The following is a 20,713-nucleotide window of genomic DNA, read 5'->3' as shown; positions in this document are numbered from 1 at the left end:
GATCGCAGTTTGTAAGAACCGACTTTAACAGACCGACGCGGTTTCGTGTGAAAAATCGGCCTCCCCGCTTATTGTCGAGGCTGCGGAGAGACGGGTTCGGCAGGCAGGGAGGAGACTGCCCGCCGCCCCCGGCCTTCCGGTCAGTTTGGGAGGATCAACATGACACACCGATTCACACGTCGGGCGAGCCTGGCCCTGATGGGCGCGGCGGCCCTGACCGCGGCCGCCCCTGCATTCGCCGATGAGTGGAAACCGATCAAGCCCATCGAGATGGTGATCATGGCCGGGCAGGGCGGCGGCGCCGACCAGCTTGCGCGGCTTTTCCAGGCGATCATCCAGAAACAGGGCCTGTCGCGGATGCCGATCCTGCCGGTCAACAAGGGCGGCGGATCGGGCGCCGAGGCGCTGCGCTATCTCAAGGACAAGGACGGCGACGCCCATGTCATCATGGCGACGCTGAACAGCTATTACACCACGCCGCTGCGCACCGATATCGGCGTCGACATCGCCGAATTCACGCCGATCGCGCGGATGGCGCTGGATACCTTCGTGCTGTGGGTCTCGGCCGACAGCGAGATCCGGACGCTGGACGATTTCGTCGCCTCGGTGAAGGCCTCGGGCGGCACCTGGAAGATGGGCGGCACCGGCACCGGGCAGGAGGACAGCCTGGTCACCGCGATGCTGGAGAAGGAATTCGGCATCAAGGTCACCTATGTGCCCTACAAGGGCGGCGGCGACGTCGCGACCGCGCTGATCGGCGGGCATGTCGATTCGACCGTCAACAACCCGTCGGAACAGATGGGCTTCTTGCGGGCCGGCAAGTCGCGCCCCATCGCCGCGCTGACCGCCGACCGGCTCGAGACCTTCCCCGATCTGCCCACCTTCACCGAACTTGGCCACCCGCTGGTCTATACGATGCAGCGGTCCTTCGTCGGACCGAAGGACATGCCCGAAGGAGCAGTCGCCTATTACACCGAGATGTTCCGCCAGCTCAGCGAGACCGAGGAATGGCGGAAATACACCGCCGAACAGGCCCTGCTGGCCGACTTCCTGACCGGAGACGCGTTGCAGGACTATTTCCTCGAGGAACGCGACAAGCACGCCCAGATCCTGCGCGAGATGGGGTCGTCCTGATCCCGTCCTGATCCCGAAGCCCCGGCGGATGCGCCCGCCGGTCCCGGCCCGACAGACTACCCGACAGACTACCCGACAGACTGGCCCGACAGACTGGCCCGACAGACTGGCCCGACAGACTGGCCCGACAGACTGGCCCGACCACCGGCACGAGAAGGAGCGAGGCAAATGCTTGCCGCCGACCGTATCATCGCCCTGGCCCTGATGGGGCTGTCTCTTTGCTTCATGATCTATGCCCTGCGTCTGCCGATCGGCTGGGAGCCCGAGACCGGACCCGGCGCGGGCGCCTTTCCGTTCTGGCTCGGGCTCGGGATGCTGCTGGCCTCGGGCGCGATCCTGGCGCGCAGCTTCGTCGTGCGGCCCCATTCCGACGAGACTTTCATCCCCGATGCCGATGCGATCCCGCAGATCCTGGGGGTGATCGGGCTGCTGCTGGGCGCCATCGCGCTGATCCCTCTGCTGGGGGCCTATATCGCGCTGATGCTGTTCCTGCTGGCCTATCTCAGGATCATCGGCGGCCATGGCTGGGTGCTGACCGGAATCCTGACGCTGACGACGCCGGTCTTTCTGTTCTTCTTCTTCGAGGTGACGCTGAAGATCCTGCTGCCCAAGGGCATCACAGAGCCGCTGTTCTATCCGCTTTACGCGATGTTCTTCTGAGGAGCCCCGGAGATGGACGTTCTCGCACTTCTGGCCGACGGGTTTGCCACCTCGATCTCGCCGCTGAATCTGCTGATCGTGCTGATCGGGGTGACGGTCGGCATCTTCATCGGCGCGATGCCGGGGCTCGGGTCGGTCAACGGGGTGGCCATCGTGCTGCCGCTGACCTTCATCGTGCCGCCAACGTCGGCCATCATCCTGCTGGCCGCGATCTATTACGGGGCGATGTACGGGGGCGCGATCAGTTCGATCCTGCTGGGCATTCCCGGCGCCTCGACCGCCGTGGCCACCACCTTCGACGGCCGCCCGATGGCGCAGAAGGGCGAGGCGGGGCTGGCGCTGATCGTGGCGGCCGTGGCCTCCTTCATCGGCGGCACGGTCTCGGTCGTGCTGTTCACCGCCTTCGCGGTGCCGCTGGCCGACATGGCGCTGGCCTTCGGCCCGGCCGAGGAATTCGCGCTGGTGCTGCTGGCCTTCACCACCTTCGTGGGGCTGGGCGGCGACGACATCCTCAAGACCATCGTGATGATCTGCCTCGGGCTCGTGCTGTCGACCGTCGGGCTCGACATCATTTCGGGCGAGCCGCGGCTGATCTTCGGCGACATGCCGGGCTTTTATTCCGGGGTCTCGTTCCTGGTGCTGGCGATCGGGGTCTATGGCGTGGGCGAGGTGCTTTACACCATCGAGACCTCGCGCAACGCGCCCATGGTCACGCCCGCCCGGCTGACCTTTTCCGAACTGCGCGCGGGGCTGTCGAAGATGACCCGGATGTGGCGGACCATGAGCCTCGGCTCGGTTCTGGGCTTCTTCGTCGGCATCCTGCCGGCCGCAGGCGCGACACCCGCCGCGCTGATGAGCTATGGCGTGGCGAAGTCGATCTCGAAACGCCCCGAAAGTTTCGGACGCGGCAATCCCGAAGGCGTGGCCGCGCCAGAGACCGCGAACAACGCGGCCTCGACCGGCTCGCTTCTGCCGATGCTGACGCTGGGCATTCCCGGCTCGCCGACCACCGCGCTGCTGCTGGGCGGCATGGTGATGTGGGGGCTGACGCCCGGGCCGATGCTGTTCGTCGAGCAGAAGGAGTTCGTCTGGGGGCTGATCAGTTCGCTTTACACCGCGAACGTGGCGGCGGTGCTGGTCAATATCGCGCTGATCCCGGTCTTTGTCTGGGCGCTGAGGATGCCGTTCACGGTGCTTTGCGCCATGGTGCTGGTGCTGTGCATCGTCGGCGGATACGCCCCCGACCAGCGCATGCACGACGTCTGGATGATCGCGGGGTTCGGGGTTGCGGGCTATGTGCTGCGCAAGGCCGATTATCCGCTGGCGCCGCTGGTGCTGGCGCTGGTGCTTGGCCCCTTGATGGAAAAGAGCTTCCGTCAGACGATGATCGCGGAACATGGCGACGTGACCGTCTTTGTCGACCGGCCGATCTCGGCGGTCTTCATGGCGATCTCGGTGCTGCTCTTCTTGCTGCCGCTGATCCGGCTGCTGCGCCGCAGCCGGGCCCGCGCCTCCAATCCGGCTCCGGCCGAGTGACGTAACGAGACTGAAAGGACATGAACGTGCAGACCATCGCGGACCTTCTTCAGGGACATGACGACGCCGCGCCGGCCATCGGCGCACCGGGGCGGCCATGGCTCGATTTCGGCGGATTGCGGACGCAGGCCCGGTCGGTCGCCGAAGCGCTGCATCGGGCCGGGATCGGCCGGGGCGACCGGGTGGCCATCGTGCTGCCGAACGGCCCCGAGATGGCCGCGGCCTTCGTGACGGTGGCGCAGGCGGCGGTGACGGCGCCGCTGAACCCGGCCTATCGCGAGGAGGAATTCGCCTTCTATCTGGAAGACCTGAAGGCCCGCGCCATCGTCCTGCCCGAAGCTTATGACGGCCCGGCCGCGGCCGCGGCGCGCCGGTTCGGTCTGATCGTGCTGCGGCTCTCGGCCGATCCGGCCGAACCCGCTGGGAGCTTTACCCTGCAGGCCGAGGGCGGCGGCGGCGAGTGCGATACCTCGGCGCCGGGGCCTGAAGACGTGGCGCTGATCCTGCACACCTCGGGCACCACCTCGCGGCCGAAGATCGTGCCCTTGCTGCAATCGAACGTCGCGGCCTCGGCGGTGCATATCCGCGACTCGCTGGCGTTGAAGCCGGCCGATCGCTGTCTGAACGTGATGCCGCTGTTCCATATCCACGGGCTGCTGGCGGCGGTGACCGCGTCGCTGTCGGCAGGCGCCTCGATCTGGTGCGCGCCGGGCTTCGACGCGCTGAAATTCTTCGGCTGGATGGCCGAGGCGCGGCCCAGCTGGTACACCGCCGTCCCGACCATGCATCAGGCGATCCTGTCGCGCGCGGGCCGCAACCGCGAGACCATCGAGGCGGTGCCGCTGCGCTTCCTGCGGTCGTCCTCGGCCTCGCTGCCCGCGCAGGTGATGACCGCGCTGGTCGAGACCTTCGACGCGCCGCTGATCGAGGCCTATGGCATGACCGAGGCCGCGCACCAGATGTGCTGCAACCCGCTGCCGCGCGGGGCCCAGAAACCCGGATCGGTGGGCGTGGCCGCGGGGCCCGAGGTGCGGATCGCCCATGAGGTCGAGAACCGCCTGACGGACGGCACCGGCGAGGTGGTGATTTCGGGGCCGAACGTGACGCCCGGCTATGAAGGCAATCCCGAGGCCAACGCCAAGAACTTCTTCGAGGCCGAGGGGCGGCGCTGGTTCCGCACCGGCGATCAGGGGGCTTTCGACGAAGACGGCTATCTGCATCTGACCGGACGGCTGAAGGAGATCATCAACCGGGGCGGCGAGAAGGTCAGCCCGCTGGAGGTCGATGGCGTGCTGATGGACCACCCGGCGATCGCGCAATGCGTGACCTTCGCGCTGCCGCATCCGAAGCTGGGCGAAGAGGTGGCGGCGGCCGTGGTGCTGAAGGAGGGTGCCGAGGCCAGCGAGCGCGAGATCCGCGAGTTCGCGGCCGGGCGCATCGCCGATTTCAAGGTGCCGCGCAAGGTGGTGATCCTCGACGAGATCCCGAAGGGCGCGACCGGCAAGCTGCAGCGGATCGGCCTGGCCGAAAAGCTGGGCCTGTCAGAACCCGCCTGAGCCGGTTTCCGGGCTTTGCCCGGACGGCAAGAATTCCGGGCTTTGCCCAGACGGCAAGAATTCCGGGCTTTGCCCGGACGCTGCGCGGCGGGTATTTTTCCCAAGAAGAAACGGGACGCGGCGGGCCTTTCGGGTCCGCTGCCGGAACGAGGGACGTCTTTCGATGAAGATATGTGTGTTCGGGGCGGGCGCCATCGGCGGCTATATGGGGGCGAAGCTGGCGCAGGCGGGCGCCGAGGTCAGTCTGGTGGCGCGCGGCCCGCATCTGGCGGCGATGAAGGCGCGGGGGCTTCGGCTGATCGAGGAGGAGACCGGGACCGACGAGACGGTGCCCGTGCGGGTCGCGGAGGATGCGGCCGAACTGGGCGAACAGGACTATGTGATCGTCACGCTCAAGGCGCATTCGGTGCCGCCGGTCGTGCCGAAGATGCAGCCGCTGATCGGCGAGGGCACGACCATCGTGTCCGGCGTGAACGGGGTGCCATGGTGGTATTTCCACAAGATCGGCGGCCCGCTGGAGGGCACGCGGCTCGCGTCGGTCGACCCGGGCGATGCGCAATGGACCGGGTTCGGCCCCGACCGCGTGCTGGGGTGCGTCGTCTATCCCGCGGCCGAGGTCGTCGAGCCCGGCGTCGTCAAGCATATCGAGGGCAACCGCTTTTCGCTGGGCGAGCCCGACGGGTCGAAGTCCGAGCGCGCGACGCGGCTGTCGCAGGCGCTGGCCGCGGCCGGGCTGAAGGCGCCTGTCAGGCCAAAACTGCGCGATGAGATCTGGGTCAAGCTTTGGGGGAACCTGTCGTTCAACCCGATTTCGGCGCTGACCCATGCCACGCTCGATGTGCTGTGCACCGATCCGGGCACGCGGGGCGTGGCGCGGGCGATGATGCTGGAGGCGCAGGCCATTGCCGAAAAGCTGGGCGTGAAGTTTCCGATCGATGTCGAGCGCCGGATCGAGGGGGGGGCTGCGGTCGGCGCGCACCGGACCTCGATGCTGCAGGATCTGGATCTGGGGCGGCCCATGGAAATCGACGCGCTGGTCGGATCGGTGCAGGAGCTGGGTCGGATCACCGACACGCCGACGCCCGCCATCGATACGGTGCTGGCGCTGGTCAGCCTGCGCGCGCGGGTCGCGGGGCTGTACTGAGCGCGGGCATTCGGATCTGCCGGGCTTGCGGTTCAGGTCTGACCGTTCCGGCGGCGCGAGACATCCGCGAAGAAGGCGCGGAGCGGTTCGGGCGAGAGCGGTTTCGGCAGGATCTGGACCCCGCGCGCCCGGCAGGCGGCGGCAAAGTCGGGGCTGCGGCTCGCGCTGACGATGCGGGCCGGGATCGGGCCGTAGCGCGCCTCGATCCGGTCGAGCGCCGCGAGCCCGGTCCCGGTTCCGAGCCGGTCGTCGATCAGGGCCGCGTCGGGCTTGAGGTCGATTTCGGCCAGCAGCGCCAGCGCCTCGTCGGCATCGGCGACGTCCAGCACGTCGACGCCCCAGCGCCGGACCAGCATCGGCAGGGCGCGGCGGATCTCGGGATCGTCCTCGATCAACAGCGCGACCAGCCCCGGCGTCGCCTCGGGCAGCGGCGGGGCCGGGGGACGGACGGGCGCAGGCTCGGCCAGCGGCACGGTGACGAAGAAACCGCTGCCGCGCCCGGGCTGCGACCAGAGCCCCAGCGGATGGCCGAGCCGCGCGCAGGCGCGTTCGACGATGGCAAGCCCCAGCCCCATGCCCTCGCTGGCCGAGGCGCGGGCATTGAGCCGGTGGAATTCGCGAAAGATCGCCTCCTGGTCCTCTTCGGCGATGCCGGGGCCGGTATCCCAGACCTCGAGCCTCAGCGAGGCTCCCTGGCGACGGGCGCCCACCAGGACCCGGCCGGTTTCTGTATAGCGGATCGCGTTCGAGACGAGGTTCTGCAGGATCCGGCGGATATAGCCCGGGTCGGTGCGCACGGTCAGATCGCGGGGCATCACCCTCAGATCCAGCCCCTTCAGCGCGGCATGGGGGGCAAAGCCGCTCTGCAGCCGGGCAAAGAGATCGCGGATGCCGACCGGTTCGGGCGAGATCGCCGCCTGACCGCTGTCGAGCGTCGAGATGTCAAGGAGCGCCTCAAGGATGCCTTCGACGCTTTCCAGCGCGGTTTCGGCGCGGCTCAGCACCTCGCGGTGGTCGGGTTGGGCCAGATCCTCGACGATGGACGAGACGTAAAGCCGGGCGGCCGACAGCGGTTGCAGCAGGTCGTGGCTGGCCGCCGCGACAAAGCGCGATTTCGAGGCATTGGCCCGTTCGGCCACCGACAGCGCGTCCTCGAGATCGAGCGTGCGTTCCAGAACCCGCTGTTCGAGATGGCTTTTGGCCTCGGCCAGCGCGCCCGCGGCGCGGCGCGCGGCGGTGACGTCGGAAAACGAGATGACGAAGCCCCGGTCGGGCATCTCTTCGGCCAGACCCTCCAGCACCAGGGCCTCGCCCCGCCTGAGCCCGAACCGAAGCGGCGGGCGGCGGTCGGTGCGGTGGACCCATGTCAGAAGCGCTTCGGGGGCGATGTCGACCTGCAGCGCCGGGTCGGCGGCAAGCTGGCCGAAAAGCCGGTCGAAATCGGCGCCCAGCCGGAACTGGGCCACCGGGATCGACAGCATCGCCCCGACCTTGCGGTTCCAGCCGACAAGGCGCTGGTCGGGATCGAAGATGCAGACGCCCTGGTTGATATGATCGAGCGTGGCCCGCACCATGCGCGCCTGATCGTCCAGCATCCGGCTGCGTTCGCGCCGTTCCGAGCGCATGATGTCGGTGATATCGGTCTGCAGGATCACCGTCTTGCCGTCCTGGGTGCGGTGATCGCTGACCTGGATCCAGCGATGCCCGAGCAGGCTGATATTGATGACCGTATGGAGGTTGTCGCGGTGCCGGGCGATCCGGCGGTCGGCCCAGTCCGCGGCGGTGTCGCCATCGGGCAGGGTCAGGAACCGCGACCGGCTGACCGCCTCGACATAGGCCTGAAAGCCGAGCCCGGGCCGAAGCTGTTCGCGAACGTCGGGCATCTGCATCACGAAACGGCTGTTGCACAGCACCAGATGGTCGGCCTCGTCGAAAAGCGCAAAGCCTTCCTGCAGCGTCTCGATGGCATTGGCCAGATCGGCGCGGGCGGCCTCGGTCGCGCGGTTCGCCGCGGCCAGACGCGCATTCGATTCGTTGAGCAGGTCCAGCGCGTGTTCAAGCTCGTCGGTGCGGGCGCGCACCTCGTCCTCGAGCAGGACAGCGCGGTCGGTCAGCGACGGGCCCGTGGGCTCGGACGCGCCTCGTCCGGTCAGGAGCGTCGCGATCCGGTGGACCCGGTCCTCCCGGTCCTCGGGCGGTTCCGGCGGGCGGATCAGGCGGTCGGACATGCGGAGATCCGCGCGGCGGTGGTGCATCGGACCTGTCCTCGGCCCGGTATCGCGGTGCGGTCCATGCATCTCCTCCCAAAGACGACGTCCCATCAAGCGCCCCGGCAGGTTCCGGGGCCGATTGGCCTGCAGCTAGCTCGGGTCGGTCATCACCCCGGAGAAGCTGGCTTCCTGGGCGATCAGGACCGCCTGGGTCCGGCTTTGGACCCCGAGCTTGCGCATGATGGCCGTAACATGGGCCTTTACCGTGGTTTCGGCAATGGAGAGGTCGAAGGCAATCTGCTTGTTCAGCTTGCCCGCGCAAATCAGTTGCAGGATGCGGCCCTGCTGCGGCGTCAGCAGCGCGAGCCGCCGGATCGCGTCGTCGCGGGCCGGTGCGCCGGTTTGATCGCTCAGAACCACGCCGTCCGGCACGTAGACCTCGCCCTCGGCGATCGTGGCGAAGGCGGCCCGGAACACGTCGCGGGGACTGTGCTTGGGCACGAAGCCGGCCGCGCCCGCCCGGATCGCGGTGCCGATCAGCCTGGGGTCGGCCATCGAGGACACGACCACGACCGGGGTCTCTCCGACCGCCGTCTTCAGCCGGATCAGCCCGTCGAGCCCGGTGACATCGGGAAGGTTCAGATCGAGCAGCACGATATCGGGCCGCGGCGCCTGGCCGAGCCGCGAAAGCGCATCCTCCAGGTGATCGCTGGTCTCGACCCGTGCGATGCCCACGGCCGATTTCAGCGTCATCGACAGCGCGTCGCAGAAAAGCGGATGGTCGTCGATCACCATCGCCGTATCGAAGCGGCGGGGGGCGGGTCCTGCGACCGGGCGGTTCTGGACGGCGGTCATGGCCCTTGGGTCTCCCGGCTGGTTGCGGTCTGGCGGAGCCTAGCATGCGGGCGGCGCCGCGCCCATCGGCACCAAGGTCGGACCGGCGGGTTGGGCAGGCGACCGCGCCGGCAGTATGACGGGGGATATAATCCCTTGGTCGAATAGCAACCGAGGCGCGGGCACCCTAGGCTGGGTGCGAAGAGGGGGCTCAAGATGAAACTCGCTGCAACGCATGATATTGCCGCGCCGCGCGCGACCGTGTGGGAGGCATTGCTGACCGACGAGGTGCTGAAGGCCTGCCTGCCGGGCTGTCAGGAGCTGTCGGGCAATCCCGAGGACGGGTTCGAGGCGACGGTTCTGCAGAAGATCGGCCCGGTCAAGGCGACCTTCAAGGGCCATGTGACCCTCAGCGACATGGAGGAACCTTCGGCACTGACCCTGTCGGGCGAGGGCAAGGGGGGCGCTGCGGGCTTTGCCAGGGGCGCGGCCCGGGTGACGCTGGAGGAGATCTCCGAGGGCACGCGGCTCGGCTACGAGGTCGAGGTCGAGGTCGGCGGAAAGCTCGCGCAGCTCGGCAGCCGGATGATCCACGGCGTGGCGCACAAGCTGAGCGATCAGTTCTTCACCCGCTTCAAGGAGGTCGTCGAAGGCCCCTCGGAAACGGACGAGGCGGGCGCCGAACCAGAGGGCGCGGACCCGGCAGAGGATGCGCCGAAAGGCAAGGGCTGGCTCGGGCGGCTGATGACCCGCAAGGCCGAGGCGGAATGACAGGGACCCAGGGAGGATAAAAATGACCAAGGTCAGCATGAAGGTGAACGGCAAGCCCGTGTCGGGCGAGGTCGAGGGGCGGACGCTGCTGGTGTCTTTCCTGCGCGACACTCTGGGTCTGACCGGTACCCATGTCGGCTGCGACACCAGCCAGTGCGGGGCCTGCGTCGTGCATGTCGACGGACAGGCGGTGAAATCCTGCACCATGTTCGCGGCCGAGGCCGAAGGCTGCGAGGTGACCACGATCGAGGGCATGGCCAATGCCGACGGATCGCTCTCGACGATCCAGCAGGCGTTTCAGGACCATCACGGGCTGCAATGCGGCTTCTGCACGCCGGGCATGGTGATGTCGGCGGCAGCGCTTCTGGCCGGGACGCCGAAACCGACCGAGGCCGAGATACGGCATTATCTCGAAGGCAATATCTGCCGCTGCACGGGCTACCACAACATCGTCAAGGCGATCCTCGCGGCATCGGGCCAGGATGTCAGCGACATCGGCGGCAACGCCATCGCCGCCGAGTAACGCGAACACGAATTTTCGCAGAAAATTCGGACCGATCTTTCGCAGAAAGATCGTATCAGGGAGGAAAAAATGCCGAAAGATCACGGCATCGGCGCCAGCTCGAAGCGGCGCGAGGACAAGCGGTTCCTCACCGGCAAGGGCCGCTATACCGACGACATCAACCTGCCCGGGCAGGCCCATGCCTGGTTCGTGCGCTCGCAGGTCGCCCATGGCCGCCTGACCGGGGTCGACACATCCGCCGCCGAGGCCATGCCCGGCGTGCTGCGCGTCTTCACCGGCGCCGATTTCGAGGGGGTGGGCGGTCTGCCCTGCGGCTGGCTGGTGACCGACCGCTTCGGCCAGCCGATGCAGGAACCCGGCCACCCGGTGCTGGCCCGCGGCAAGGTCCGCCATGTCGGCGACCCGGTTGCCGTCGTCGTCGCCGAAACCGCCGAACAGGCCCGCGATGCCGCCGAGGCGGTCGAGGTCGAGATCGACGAGCTTCCGGCCGTGCTCGACATGAAAGCCGCGCTCGACCCCGACGCGCCCCTCGTCCATGACGAGCTGAAGAACAACCTCTGCTACGACTGGGGCTTCGTCGAGGAAAACCGCGCGGCGGTCAACGCCGCCTTCGAGACCGCCGCCCATGTCACCACCCTCGATCTGGTGAACCAGCGGCTCGTGCCGAACGCCATGGAGCCGCGCGTGGCCCTGGGTGATTTCAACCCCGCGACCGAGGACTCGACGCTATACACCACCTCGCAGAACCCTCATGTGATCCGGCTGCTGATGGGCGCCTTCGTGCTGGGCATCCCCGAACACAAGTTGCGCGTCGTCGCCCCTGACGTGGGTGGCGGCTTCGGCTCGAAGATCTTCCACTATGCCGAGGAAGCCTTCTGCACCTTCGCCGCGAAACAGCTGAGGCGCCCGGTGAAATGGACCTGCACCCGGTCCGAGGCCTTCATCTCTGACGCCCATGGCCGCGACCATGTCACCCGGATCGAACTGGCGCTGGATGCCGAGGGCCGTTTCCAGGCGCTCCGGACCGAGACCCATGCCAATATGGGGGCCTATCTCTCGACCTTCGCCCCCTCGATCCCGACCTGGCTGCATGGCACGCTGATGGCGGGCAATTACAAGACCCCGCTGATCTACGTGAACGTCAAGGCGGTCTTCACCAATACCGTGCCGGTCGATGCCTATCGCGGTGCCGGGCGGCCCGAGGCCACCTTCCAGCTGGAACGGGTCATCGACAAGGCCGCGCGCGAGATGGGGATCGACCCGGTCGAGCTTCGGCGGCGGAACTTCATCACCGAATTTCCCTACGCGACCCCCGTCGCCGTCGAATACGACACCGGCGATTACAACGCGACCCTCGACAAGCTGCTGGAGATCGCCGACGTCGCGGGTTTCGAGGCGCGCCTTGCCGACAGCAAGTCCCGCGGCGTGCTCCGCGGGCTCGGGCTCAACTGCTATATCGAGGCCTGCGGGATCGCACCCAGCCAGCTCGTGGGCCAGCTCGGCGCGCGCGCCGGGCTTTATGAAAGCGCGACCGTCCGGGTCAACGCCACCGGCGGGCTGGTGGTGATGACCGGCTCGCACAGCCACGGGCAGGGGCACGAGACCACCTTCGCCCAGGTCGTGGCCGACATGATCGGCATCGGCGAGGACATGGTCGAGATCGTCCATGGCGACACCGCCAACACGCCGATGGGCATGGGCACCTACGGGTCGCGCAGTCTTGCCGTGGGCGGCTCGGCCATGGTCCGGGCGACCAACAAGATCATCGCCAAGGCCAAGAAGATCGCGGCCCACCTGATGGAGGCCGCGCCCGAAGATATCGAGCTGAAGGACGGCAGGTTCTCGGTCGCGGGCACCGACAAGTCGGTGGCCTGGGGCGATGTCACCCTCGCGGCCTATGTCCCCCACAACTACCCGCTGGAGGAACTCGAGCCGGGGCTCGAGGAAACCGCCTTCTACGACCCCAACAACTTCACCTATCCCGCGGGCGCCTATGCCTGCGAGGTCGAGGTCGATCCCGAGACCGGCAAGGTCACCGTCTGTTCCTTTGCCGCGGCCGACGATTTCGGCAATATCGTCAACCCGATGATCGTGTCGGGTCAGGTCCATGGCGGGATCGCGCAAGGTATTGGCCAGGCGCTGCTGGAGGCCGCGTCCTACGACGACTACGGCCAGCTTCTGTCGGGCTCCTACATGGACTACGCCATGCCGCGCGCCGACGATGTGCCGTTCTACCGCGTCGATCATTCCTGCGCGACGCCCTGCACCCATAACCCGCTGGGCGTGAAGGGGTGCGGCGAGGCGGGCGCCATCGGATCGCCGCCCGCGGTGGTCAATGCCGTGGTCGATGCGCTGCAGCGCGCGGGCCACACCGGCGTCACCCATATCGACATGCCGCTGACGCCCGCGCGCGTCTGGGCGGCGATGCAGGGCTGAGGAGAAGACCATGTATGCGTTCGAAATCGACCGTCCGACCACGCTCGACGCGGCCGTCACGGCGCTGGGGCAGGAAGAGGCGCAGGCGCTTGGCGGCGGGCAGACCCTGATCCCGGCGCTCAAGCAGCGGCTGGCCAGCCCCGCCCGGCTGGTCAGCCTGACCGGCATCGACGACCTGAAAGGCATCTGCGTGGCCGATGACGGCGCGCTTTGCATCGGCGCGGCGACGTCCCATGCGACGGTGGCGGCCGAGGCGGCGGCGACCTACCCGGCGCTGGCCGATCTGGCCGCTCATATCGGCGATCCGGCGGTGCGCAACCGCGGCACCATCGGCGGATCGCTGGCCAATAACGACCCCTCGGCCTGCTATCCGGCGGCGGTGCTGGCCTCACGCGCCATGATCCGGACCAACACCCGCGAGATCGCGGCCGACGACTATTTCGAGGGCATGTTTGCGACCGCCCTGGAAGAGGGCGAGATCATCACCGAGGTGCGCTTTCCGCTGCCCGAACAGGCGGCCTATGTGAAATTCGCCCAGCCGGCCTCGCGCTTCGCGCTGGTGGGCGTCTTCGTCGCGCGGTTCGCGGACGGGGTGCGGGTGGCCGTGACCGGCGCCTCGGAAGACGGGGTCTTCCGCTGGACCGAGGCCGAGGCCGCGCTGTCGGACGATTTCCGGCCCGAAGCGGTGGCGGGGCTGAGCGTCGACCCCGAGGGCATGATCGGCGATCTGCACGGCTCGCCCGACTACCGCGCGCATCTGATCCGGGTCCTGACCGGGCGGGCGGTCGCGGCTGCGGCGGCCTGAGGCGCGGCTTCCGGGTCCGGGCCGTTTCGACGCAGGGGGCGGGCTGAGACCGGTCGCCTCAATCGACGGCTTCGGCCCTCCGGGAACGGGGAGCCCCTGGTTATGGCCCGGATGCCGAGTCGCCCGAAAAAGCGCGTTTCCCGGGCCTGATCACCGTGGTGCCGTCGTGACGGCTCTTTCGGTGCTTTCGAGAAGATCGGGCCGGTGATCCCTCGTGCTGCGCCTCGGCTTTCGCCGATATCCGGCCAGATCTCCGGAACGGCCCGCTCCATGCAACATGTCTGGTCCGGCGCCGGGGCGTCGCGGGGAAGGGGCTTCGAACAGGTCAGCGGAAAAAGGCGGCCCCCGGTCCCGAAATCGGGGCCGGGGGCCGGTCTGTCCGGGGCCGCGCAAGGGGGGAGGACGCGGAGGCCCGGACGAAAATCAGGCGCTGATCTGACGCTCGGGGGCGGGGGTGCCCTCGACCAGCTGGCTGACCATGGCGGCGATGCTTTCCTGGGTGGCGTTGAGACGTTCGAGCACTTCCTCGAGGCCGTCCTTCCGTTCGCCGCCGCCCTGGCCCGCCATCAGTTGTTCCGAAAGCGCGGTGACGAGGCTTGACAGCGCATCGATCTCGATGGCGCGGGCGGCGATGTCATCGGCGCTGACGCTGCCCTCGGGCTGGGTTTCGGCGAGGCGTTCGATCCGTTCGATCAGCGCGGCGATCTCGCCCGAATGCGACGATTGCACCTCGGTCAACCGATCTGCAATGGCCTCGATCCGCTGATCCACCGCGTCGAGCGCGTCGCCAAGGCTGGCGCCATCGGCAGGGGGCGCGGCGGACGCGGCCGCCTGCCCGGCAAGCCCCTCGAGAGCGGCCTCGATCCGGGACACGGCGGCCTCGACCCGCTGGAGCCCTTCGGCAAGACGGCCCTGTTCGGCTTCGACCCGGGCCAGCCCGGCCTCGATCTGCGAAATCCGCGTGCCGAGGCTTTCGCCCGGATCGGACTCGGCCGAACCGGCCTCGCCGTCGCGCTGACCGCACAGCATGAACTCGATCAGGTCGAGCCGGTCCATGATCTGGTCAAGCCCGGTGTCGCCGCCGGTCGGACCTTCGGTCCCGGTCCCGGGATCGAGCTCCGCAGTCTCGGCGCTGTCGGTGTCCAGACCGGCACCGATATCGTCGGGCGCGCTATCCGTCAGGGCGTCGACCGCTGCGGATTCCTGCGCGAGCTCCGGGACGTCGTCTTCGGCCGTCTCGCCAGGAACGTCGAACGCTGCGTCGGACGGGTCCTCGGCCATGTCTTCGAGGCCCATGTCTTCGAGGCCCACGCCTTCGAGTCCCGTGTCCACAGAACCGGTGTCTTCGGGACCCATCTCGTCGGAGACGAGGTCCTCGGAGGCCTCGGCAGGCATGCCTTCGTCCTCCAAAAGCATGTCTTCGCCCACCGTGTCGAGCGAGTCGTCTTCAGCGGCGTCGAGATGGAACTCGTCGGCACCGAATTTCATCGACTCGGCCACGGTTTCCACGGCACCGAGAGCGACACCCTCGTCCATCTCTGCGGCCGTCTCGTCGTCGGCGGGCCTCCCGGACCCGGTCAGGTCCATCGGGGCCTCGTCAGAGAGGCCTTCGTCCACATCCCCGGCCATCGCATCGGCGCCGAGCGGTTCGGCGTCACCCGGCTCGGCCGGCATGTCGAGCCCGGTCTCTTCCGCACCGGCCTCATCGAGCGCGGGAAAGTCGGTGTCCGGCAGGTCCGGATCGGACTCCGGAACATCGGCCCCGGCAAGGTCGGTGGCCGGGCTGTTCCCAAGGGCGTCTTCCACGTTCCCGGCGCCGAGGTCAAAGCTGTGTTCGGCAAGGTCCTCGACGGTTTCATCGGTCGCTTCGGGCGGCATCTCTTCGGACGCCGAGTCCTCTGCCATGGCGTCCGCATCGGCCGTGTCCGTTCCATCCGTCTCGGCGAGCTCGACCTCGGCCGCCGGGTCGGACGGCAATTCGGCGGGGGCGAGATCGGTCAGGCGGAAGGGATCGAGCCGCAGGAAATTTGGGATCTCGCGCCGGAAGGTCAGCCCGACACCCTGACCGGGCATCATGACGGCCTCGACCCCCATCGCGCGCAGCACCCGCATCGCCGAGGCGGGCACGGCCTCGGGCGCGCCGCGGGACATGGTCAGAAGGTGGGTCGGCTGAGGCTCGACGGCGGCAGTCGCCTCCGCGGCCGCGGTGTCCGGGCCGGGAATCGCCGACGCCGGGGACATCTCGTTTGCAAAGCCAGTCACGGGATTCTCCCTGCTCATCAAGTCACTCCCGGTCCTACGCCGAATGGGTTACGAAAACCTTGAAGCCCGAGGGAAACCTGGCCGTATGCGTCCCGCTCAGGCGACGGAGGAGGCGCCGGGGTCCCGGCCGCGTCCCATCTCTCCCTCGCTCAGCCGGGCGCAAAGGTCCTTTGGCGCGAGCGGGCGGGCGAAATGAAAGCCCTGCAGGGTGTGGCAGCCGAGGGCCGCCAGAATCTCGGCATGGGCGGCGGTCTCGACCCCTTCGGCGGTTACCCCGATCCCGAATGTGTGGCCGATATCGACGATGCTGCGCACCAGTTGGCGGGCGCGCTCGGTCCGGGTGACGGGGACGATCAGCCGCTGGTCGATCTTCATCACGTCGGGCGCGAGCTGCATCAGCCCCACCACCGATGCGTGGCCCGATCCGAAATCGTCGATCTCGATCCCGAAGCCGTGGTCGCGCAGAAGATCGACGTGAAACCCGAATTCGTCGGTCTGTTCCTCGACCAGCACGCTTTCGAGGATCTCGATGGCGATCCGGGTCGGGCCGATGTCGATGGCCGCCGCGATGCCCGGCAGGTCGGTTTCGCGCAGCTGCGCGACGCCCGCGTTGAACGAGACCTTGGGAATGTCGAAGCCCGCGCGGTTCATGGCGGCGACCTCCTGCAAGCCCTTGCGATAGATGATGCGGTCGATTTCGGGCATCATCGACATCTGCGCGGCCAGGCCCAGAAAGGCGGCGGGCGGCAGGATGCCGCGCACCGGATGGTGCCATCTTGCAAGCGTCTCGACCCCGACAAGCGCGCCGGAGACGGCGTCGAACTGGGGCTGGAAATAGGGCAGGAATTCTTCGTTCAGGACGGCCCGCTCGATCTCGACGGCAAGCCTTCGCTTTTCCTGGACGTCGCGATGCAGATCGGGCGTGTAAAGCGTGATCGCGCTGCGCCCGTCATCCTTCGAGGCGTAAAGCGCGGCGTCGGCGCTGACCAGAAGCGCGCCGATGTCGACCAGCCCGTCGCCCGTGCCGCAAATGCCGAAACTGGCACCGATGCGGCAGGTCTTGTTCTGGTACGGGATATCGCGGCCGATTTCGTTGCGCAGACGGTCCGCCAGGCGCATCGCGTCGTCGGTATCGCGGCCCGGTCCCAGCACGATCACGAATTCGTCGCCGCCGATCCGGGCCGGGACATCGCCCGGATCCGTGCCCTCGCGCAGGATCTCGGCGACCCGGATCAGGACATGATCGCCGGCCGCGTGGCCATGGGTGTCGTTGACGTTCTTGAAATGATCGAGGTCGATGCGGACCACGCTGCGCGGGTCGCCCTCGGGGTCGATCCCGGCGAACAGGCGCTCGAGGGCACGGCGGTTCGGCAGGCCGGTAAGGCTGTCATGCAGCGCCTGGTGTTCAAGCTCGTGCCGGGCGCGCTCAAGCTCGCCCTCATAGGTCTTGCGCCGGGTGATGTCGGTCGAGATCGCGGCAAAGCGGATGACCCGGCCATCGGCGTCGAAAATCGGCGTGATGCTGAGATGGGCCCAGAACGGCGTGCCGTCGCGGCGGTAGTTCAGGATCTCGGCGCGGACAGGTTCCTTGCGCGCGATGGCCTCGCGCAGGCGCCGGCCGGCCGCCGGGTCGGTGCCGGGGCCCTGCAGCAGGGTATCGGCATCGCGGCCCAGCACCTCCCGGGCGGTGTAGCCGGTCAGCGCCAGGAAGGCGGGATTGGTCCAGACGATGCGCCGCTGGGCGTCGGAGACCACGATCGAGTCGCTCGACATGCGGGCGATCTGCGCGAGTTCGGTCAGTTCGTCCCGGCTGGCGGCCAGATCGCGGCGGCTTTGTTCCAGCGCGCGGTGCGGGGCGACGATGAAGCGGCGGCCGGCAAATCCCATCGCCACGAACGGCACCAGAAGAGCCAGCCCGGTGAACAGCACGACCTCGCGCCCCATCTCGCGGGCGAGCCGCCCGGTCAGCCGGGTATTGCGCTCGATCACGACGAAGAAGTCGGTGCCCGCGACCGGGGCGGCGATCAGGTCGTCGCGATGGCCGGTCCAGTCGGCATACATCGCGACCTGAAAGGCGGTGGCCAGCCGGGTCTTGGCGGAGACCGCGTCGCCGGTCAGCACGCGGCTGAGATCGAGGTGCTTTTCGATCACCAGCATGCCGCGCGGCTGGCCGCCCGCGAAGACCGGGATCGACATCAGGAAGGCCGAGTCAGCGCTGTTGCCGCCGTGGCCGGGGCGATACGAGATCAGGGGTTCGCCGCCGATGCGGCCGACGGAAAGCTGGCTGAGCCCTTGCCGCGTTTCGGCCAGGCCGAAGACCGGACGCACCATCACCCCCGGGGTTCGAAGCCGGACCGTCCCGTTGCGGTCGAAAAGCAGAACCTGAGCGGTGACCCCGTCGCTCAGCCGCTCGAGCGCGCGGCGCATCCGGGTGGTCCGGGCCGCCGCGTCAGAGCTGAGATAGGCGCCCGTTTGCGGCGCGTGGGCCAGCGACAGGGCATCGGCCAGCACCAGGCTCAGCGTGTCCTGCACCGATCCTGCCCGGGTCTGGGCCTGGGTTTCGAGCGCGGCCAGGTGCAGCTTGTGGAGCGCCGGGACGGCAACAAGCCACAGCGCCGCCGCGATCGCGGCCAGCGCGGTGAGGTAACCCGCAGCGGTCAGCAGCACGAACCGGCGGCCGACATTGACCCCGGCCAGCACGGCAGAGAGCGAGCCGGTCACGGTACCGACGCGTCGGCGGGGCGCGGATCGGGCGCGGGGGCGCGGAAAGAGCAGGGGCACAGCATTTGCGGTTCGTCTTTTGTTCCCCGGGCGATCCTGCGGCAGCGGGTTTTGCACAAGCTTAACGTCCCCCCGGAAATCCATGAAAATTCGACTGATCCCGTTCCAGTTCCGGGGCAAGCGCCGCGGTTGCCGCGGAACGGACCGGCGCGCCCCCTTGCCTTGAGGGAAAGGGCAGGTCACACTTGCGTCATCCGGTCCGGGGGGACCGCTTTGACGAGGCGAGGGACGGATGCGCTTTGCTTGGCTGGCCGCGACGGCGGCTTTGCTGTCGGTGTCGGCCACGGGGGGGATCTGCCAGCAGGCGGCGCCGACCGGCCTTGATCTGACCGCTGAGGATGTTCAGGATCTGTCGCAGCAGGCAGCCTCTTACCGGCGCATCATCGCAGCGCTTTCCGAAGAAAGCGCCCAGGCCGAGGCGGTGCTGACGCGGACCCAGGACCGGCTTCGGACGGCGCTGAACGAGTTGGCGGAGGCCGAGGCGCGGCTTGAGGACCTGACCGGCCGTCAGGCAGAGGCTGAGGACCGCCTCGCGGCGACCGGGGCCGCGAAAGCCGAACTGTCCGATCTGACCGCAGAGATCGAGGCCGCGCGGGCGGTGCTGGCAGAGCTTGCGACCGAGCGCGACCGTCTGAACGCCGGGACAGAAGAGCTGAGGACGGCGCAGGCCGATGCGGCGGCAGGTCTGCAAGAGCTTCAGACCAGGGTGGCAACGGCAACCGAGGCCGCCGAGGCGGCGGACCGCAGGGCGGCCGCGACCCGGGCCGAACTGGACCGTCTGAGCACCGAGGCCGAGACGGCGCGGCGCGAGGCGGCCGAGCTTGCCGAGGCGGCCAGGGCCGCCCGGGCCGAGGCAGAGGCAGAGGCGGCGTCCAGGGCCGAGGCCGAAGCGGCGCTGGCCGAGGACAATCGAAGCGCCAGCGCCCGCCGCGACGAGGCGCAGGCGGCGGCCGAGCGCGCCGAGGCCGAACAGGCGGCCGCCGAGGCGCTGCTGGCGGCCACCCGCCAGAAGATCGAGGACATGGCGCCCCGGCTGGCCGAGGCCGAGGCCGCGATCCGGGAGGCCGACGACGCCCGGGCCGGGACCGGGGCCGCCACGGCCGCGCTGAAAGACATCGAGGACCGGACCGAGGCGGCTCGGTCCGCACTCGCCGCGGCCGAAGGCCGGATCGCCGAGACCGAGGCCGCACTTGAGGCGCGACGGGCGGATCTGGCCGCCGCCGAAGCCGCCGCCCGCGAGGCCGGAGCGGCGGCGGACGCCGCAAGAGCCACGCGCCGACAGGCCGAGACCGGGGCCCAGGAGGCGACGGGCCGCCTGACCGGGATCGAGACCGCGCTTGCGGAGGCGATGGCGGCCGAGGCCGAGGCGCGCGACCGGGCCGAGGCGGCGCGCGCGGCGGCCGCGACCGCCGAAGCCGAGGCTGTCGCCCTGGCAGACCGGGTCCGCGCCGCGGGGGCAGAGAAAGACGTGCTCCAGGCCGAGATCGCCAAAGCGCGCGCGACGCTCGACCGGTTGCGGCAGGACACCGAGGCCGCCACGCGGATGCGCGATCAGGCCCGGGCCGGGGCCGATACCGCGATGGCCGATGGCCGTGCCCGGGCGGCCACCCTCGTCGAAGAGGCGCGCGCGATGGCCGAGGAACGCGAGCAGGCCGCCGAAGCCCGGGTCGCCGGACTTGAGGCCCGCGCGACCCGGCTTGCTGCCGACATCGAGGCCGCGCGCCGCCTGCTTCCGGACGCGTCCCAAACAGGGACCGGCACCTCCGGTCCCGAGACCCCGGCCGCGGCGGCCGTCATGGCTCCGTCGCCGCCCGCCCCTGGGGCGCGGCCCGCCTATCGCGCGGGGCCTGCGCCCTCGGGCGATGCCGTCGCCCGCGCGGTGGCCGCGGCCCCCGGCCTGCAAGAGGCCAGTCCGGCCGAACGCGCCGAGCTGGAACGCCTGCTTGGCGAGGGAATGTGCGCGCCCGACGCGCTTCGCACCGTGTTCGGCGGGATCAACCGCCAGACGCTCGTTTCGCTGATCCGCGGTCTCGGCCGGTGTTAACGCCTGCCCCTGCGCAG

14 protein-coding genes are annotated in these 20,713 nt (G+C 68.9%); 10 read left to right on the top strand and 4 right to left on the bottom strand.

Going from position 1 to position 20,713, the window contains the following annotated elements; genetic code table 11:
• Positions 1-159 precede the first annotated feature (159 nt).
• The 5 genes from DSD19_RS12815 (at position 160) to DSD19_RS12795 (ending at position 6,030) form a co-directional block, all read left to right on the top strand.
• Positions 160-1,134: a tripartite tricarboxylate transporter substrate binding protein gene (locus tag DSD19_RS12815; protein ID WP_113669865.1), complete on the top strand. Its 975-nt coding sequence runs from the start codon at positions 160-162 to the stop codon at positions 1,132-1,134.
• A 168-nt stretch (positions 1,135-1,302) separates the two neighbouring features.
• A complete protein-coding gene (locus DSD19_RS12810; RefSeq protein WP_075786032.1) occupies positions 1,303-1,794 on the top strand; it encodes a tripartite tricarboxylate transporter TctB family protein in 492 nt (163 codons plus the stop codon).
• A 12-nt stretch (positions 1,795-1,806) separates the two neighbouring features.
• A complete protein-coding gene (locus DSD19_RS12805) occupies positions 1,807-3,330 on the top strand; it encodes a tripartite tricarboxylate transporter permease (RefSeq protein WP_113669864.1) in 1,524 nt (507 codons plus the stop codon).
• A 26-nt stretch (positions 3,331-3,356) separates the two neighbouring features.
• A complete protein-coding gene (locus DSD19_RS12800; protein ID WP_371412600.1) occupies positions 3,357-4,886 on the top strand; it encodes an acyl--CoA ligase in 1,530 nt (509 codons plus the stop codon).
• A 163-nt stretch (positions 4,887-5,049) separates the two neighbouring features.
• A complete protein-coding gene (locus DSD19_RS12795; RefSeq protein ID WP_113669862.1) occupies positions 5,050-6,030 on the top strand; it encodes a 2-dehydropantoate 2-reductase in 981 nt (326 codons plus the stop codon).
• A 32-nt stretch (positions 6,031-6,062) separates the two neighbouring features.
• Here DSD19_RS12795 and DSD19_RS12790 read toward each other — a convergent pair whose 3' ends face one another.
• Entirely contained in the window at positions 6,063-8,258 is a 2,196-nt protein-coding gene (locus DSD19_RS12790; protein WP_113669914.1) for a PAS-domain containing protein, read from the bottom strand.
• A 132-nt stretch (positions 8,259-8,390) separates the two neighbouring features.
• The gene (locus DSD19_RS12785) at positions 8,391-9,095 is read right to left on the bottom strand and encodes a response regulator transcription factor (protein WP_075786028.1); all 705 of its coding nucleotides are present in this window, start codon (positions 9,093-9,095) and stop codon (positions 8,391-8,393) included.
• Positions 9,096-9,290: 195 nt separating this feature from the next.
• Here DSD19_RS12785 and DSD19_RS12780 point away from each other — a divergent pair, with 195 nt between their 5' ends.
• The 4 genes from DSD19_RS12780 (at position 9,291) to DSD19_RS12765 (ending at position 13,609) form a co-directional block, all read left to right on the top strand.
• The gene (locus tag DSD19_RS12780; protein WP_075786027.1) at positions 9,291-9,845 is read left to right on the top strand and encodes a CoxG family protein; all 555 of its coding nucleotides are present in this window, start codon (positions 9,291-9,293) and stop codon (positions 9,843-9,845) included.
• Between the two features lie 22 nt (positions 9,846-9,867).
• A complete protein-coding gene (locus DSD19_RS12775; protein ID WP_113669861.1) occupies positions 9,868-10,368 on the top strand; it encodes a (2Fe-2S)-binding protein in 501 nt (166 codons plus the stop codon).
• Positions 10,369-10,437: 69 nt separating this feature from the next.
• Positions 10,438-12,804 (top strand): xanthine dehydrogenase family protein molybdopterin-binding subunit, encoded by a 2,367-nt coding sequence (locus DSD19_RS12770; RefSeq protein WP_113669860.1) that lies wholly within the window; start codon positions 10,438-10,440, stop codon positions 12,802-12,804.
• A 10-nt stretch (positions 12,805-12,814) separates the two neighbouring features.
• Positions 12,815-13,609, top strand: coding sequence for a xanthine dehydrogenase family protein subunit M (locus tag DSD19_RS12765; RefSeq protein WP_113669859.1), 795 nt, complete (start codon positions 12,815-12,817; stop codon positions 13,607-13,609).
• Positions 13,610-14,032: 423 nt separating this feature from the next.
• Here DSD19_RS12765 and DSD19_RS12760 read toward each other — a convergent pair whose 3' ends face one another.
• Both DSD19_RS12760 and DSD19_RS12755 read right to left on the bottom strand, forming a co-directional pair.
• Complete coding sequence (locus tag DSD19_RS12760) at positions 14,033-15,850, bottom strand: hypothetical protein (RefSeq protein ID WP_113669858.1); 1,818 nt, start codon at positions 15,848-15,850, stop codon at positions 14,033-14,035.
• A 117-nt stretch (positions 15,851-15,967) separates the two neighbouring features.
• A complete protein-coding gene (locus tag DSD19_RS12755) occupies positions 15,968-18,592 on the bottom strand; it encodes a bifunctional diguanylate cyclase/phosphodiesterase (protein ID WP_165828123.1) in 2,625 nt (874 codons plus the stop codon).
• Positions 18,593-18,884: 292 nt separating this feature from the next.
• Here DSD19_RS12755 and DSD19_RS12750 point away from each other — a divergent pair, with 292 nt between their 5' ends.
• A complete protein-coding gene (locus DSD19_RS12750; protein WP_113669856.1) occupies positions 18,885-20,696 on the top strand; it encodes a hypothetical protein in 1,812 nt (603 codons plus the stop codon).
• The last annotated feature ends 17 nt before the right edge of the window (positions 20,697-20,713 follow it).

This window comes from Rhodovulum sp. BSW8, from assembly GCF_003314725.1.
GTDB lineage: Bacteria > Pseudomonadota > Alphaproteobacteria > Rhodobacterales > Rhodobacteraceae > Rhodovulum > Rhodovulum visakhapatnamense.
The sequence above is the reverse complement of the archived record's forward strand: the minus strand, read 5'-3'. Positions and strand labels throughout refer to the sequence as shown.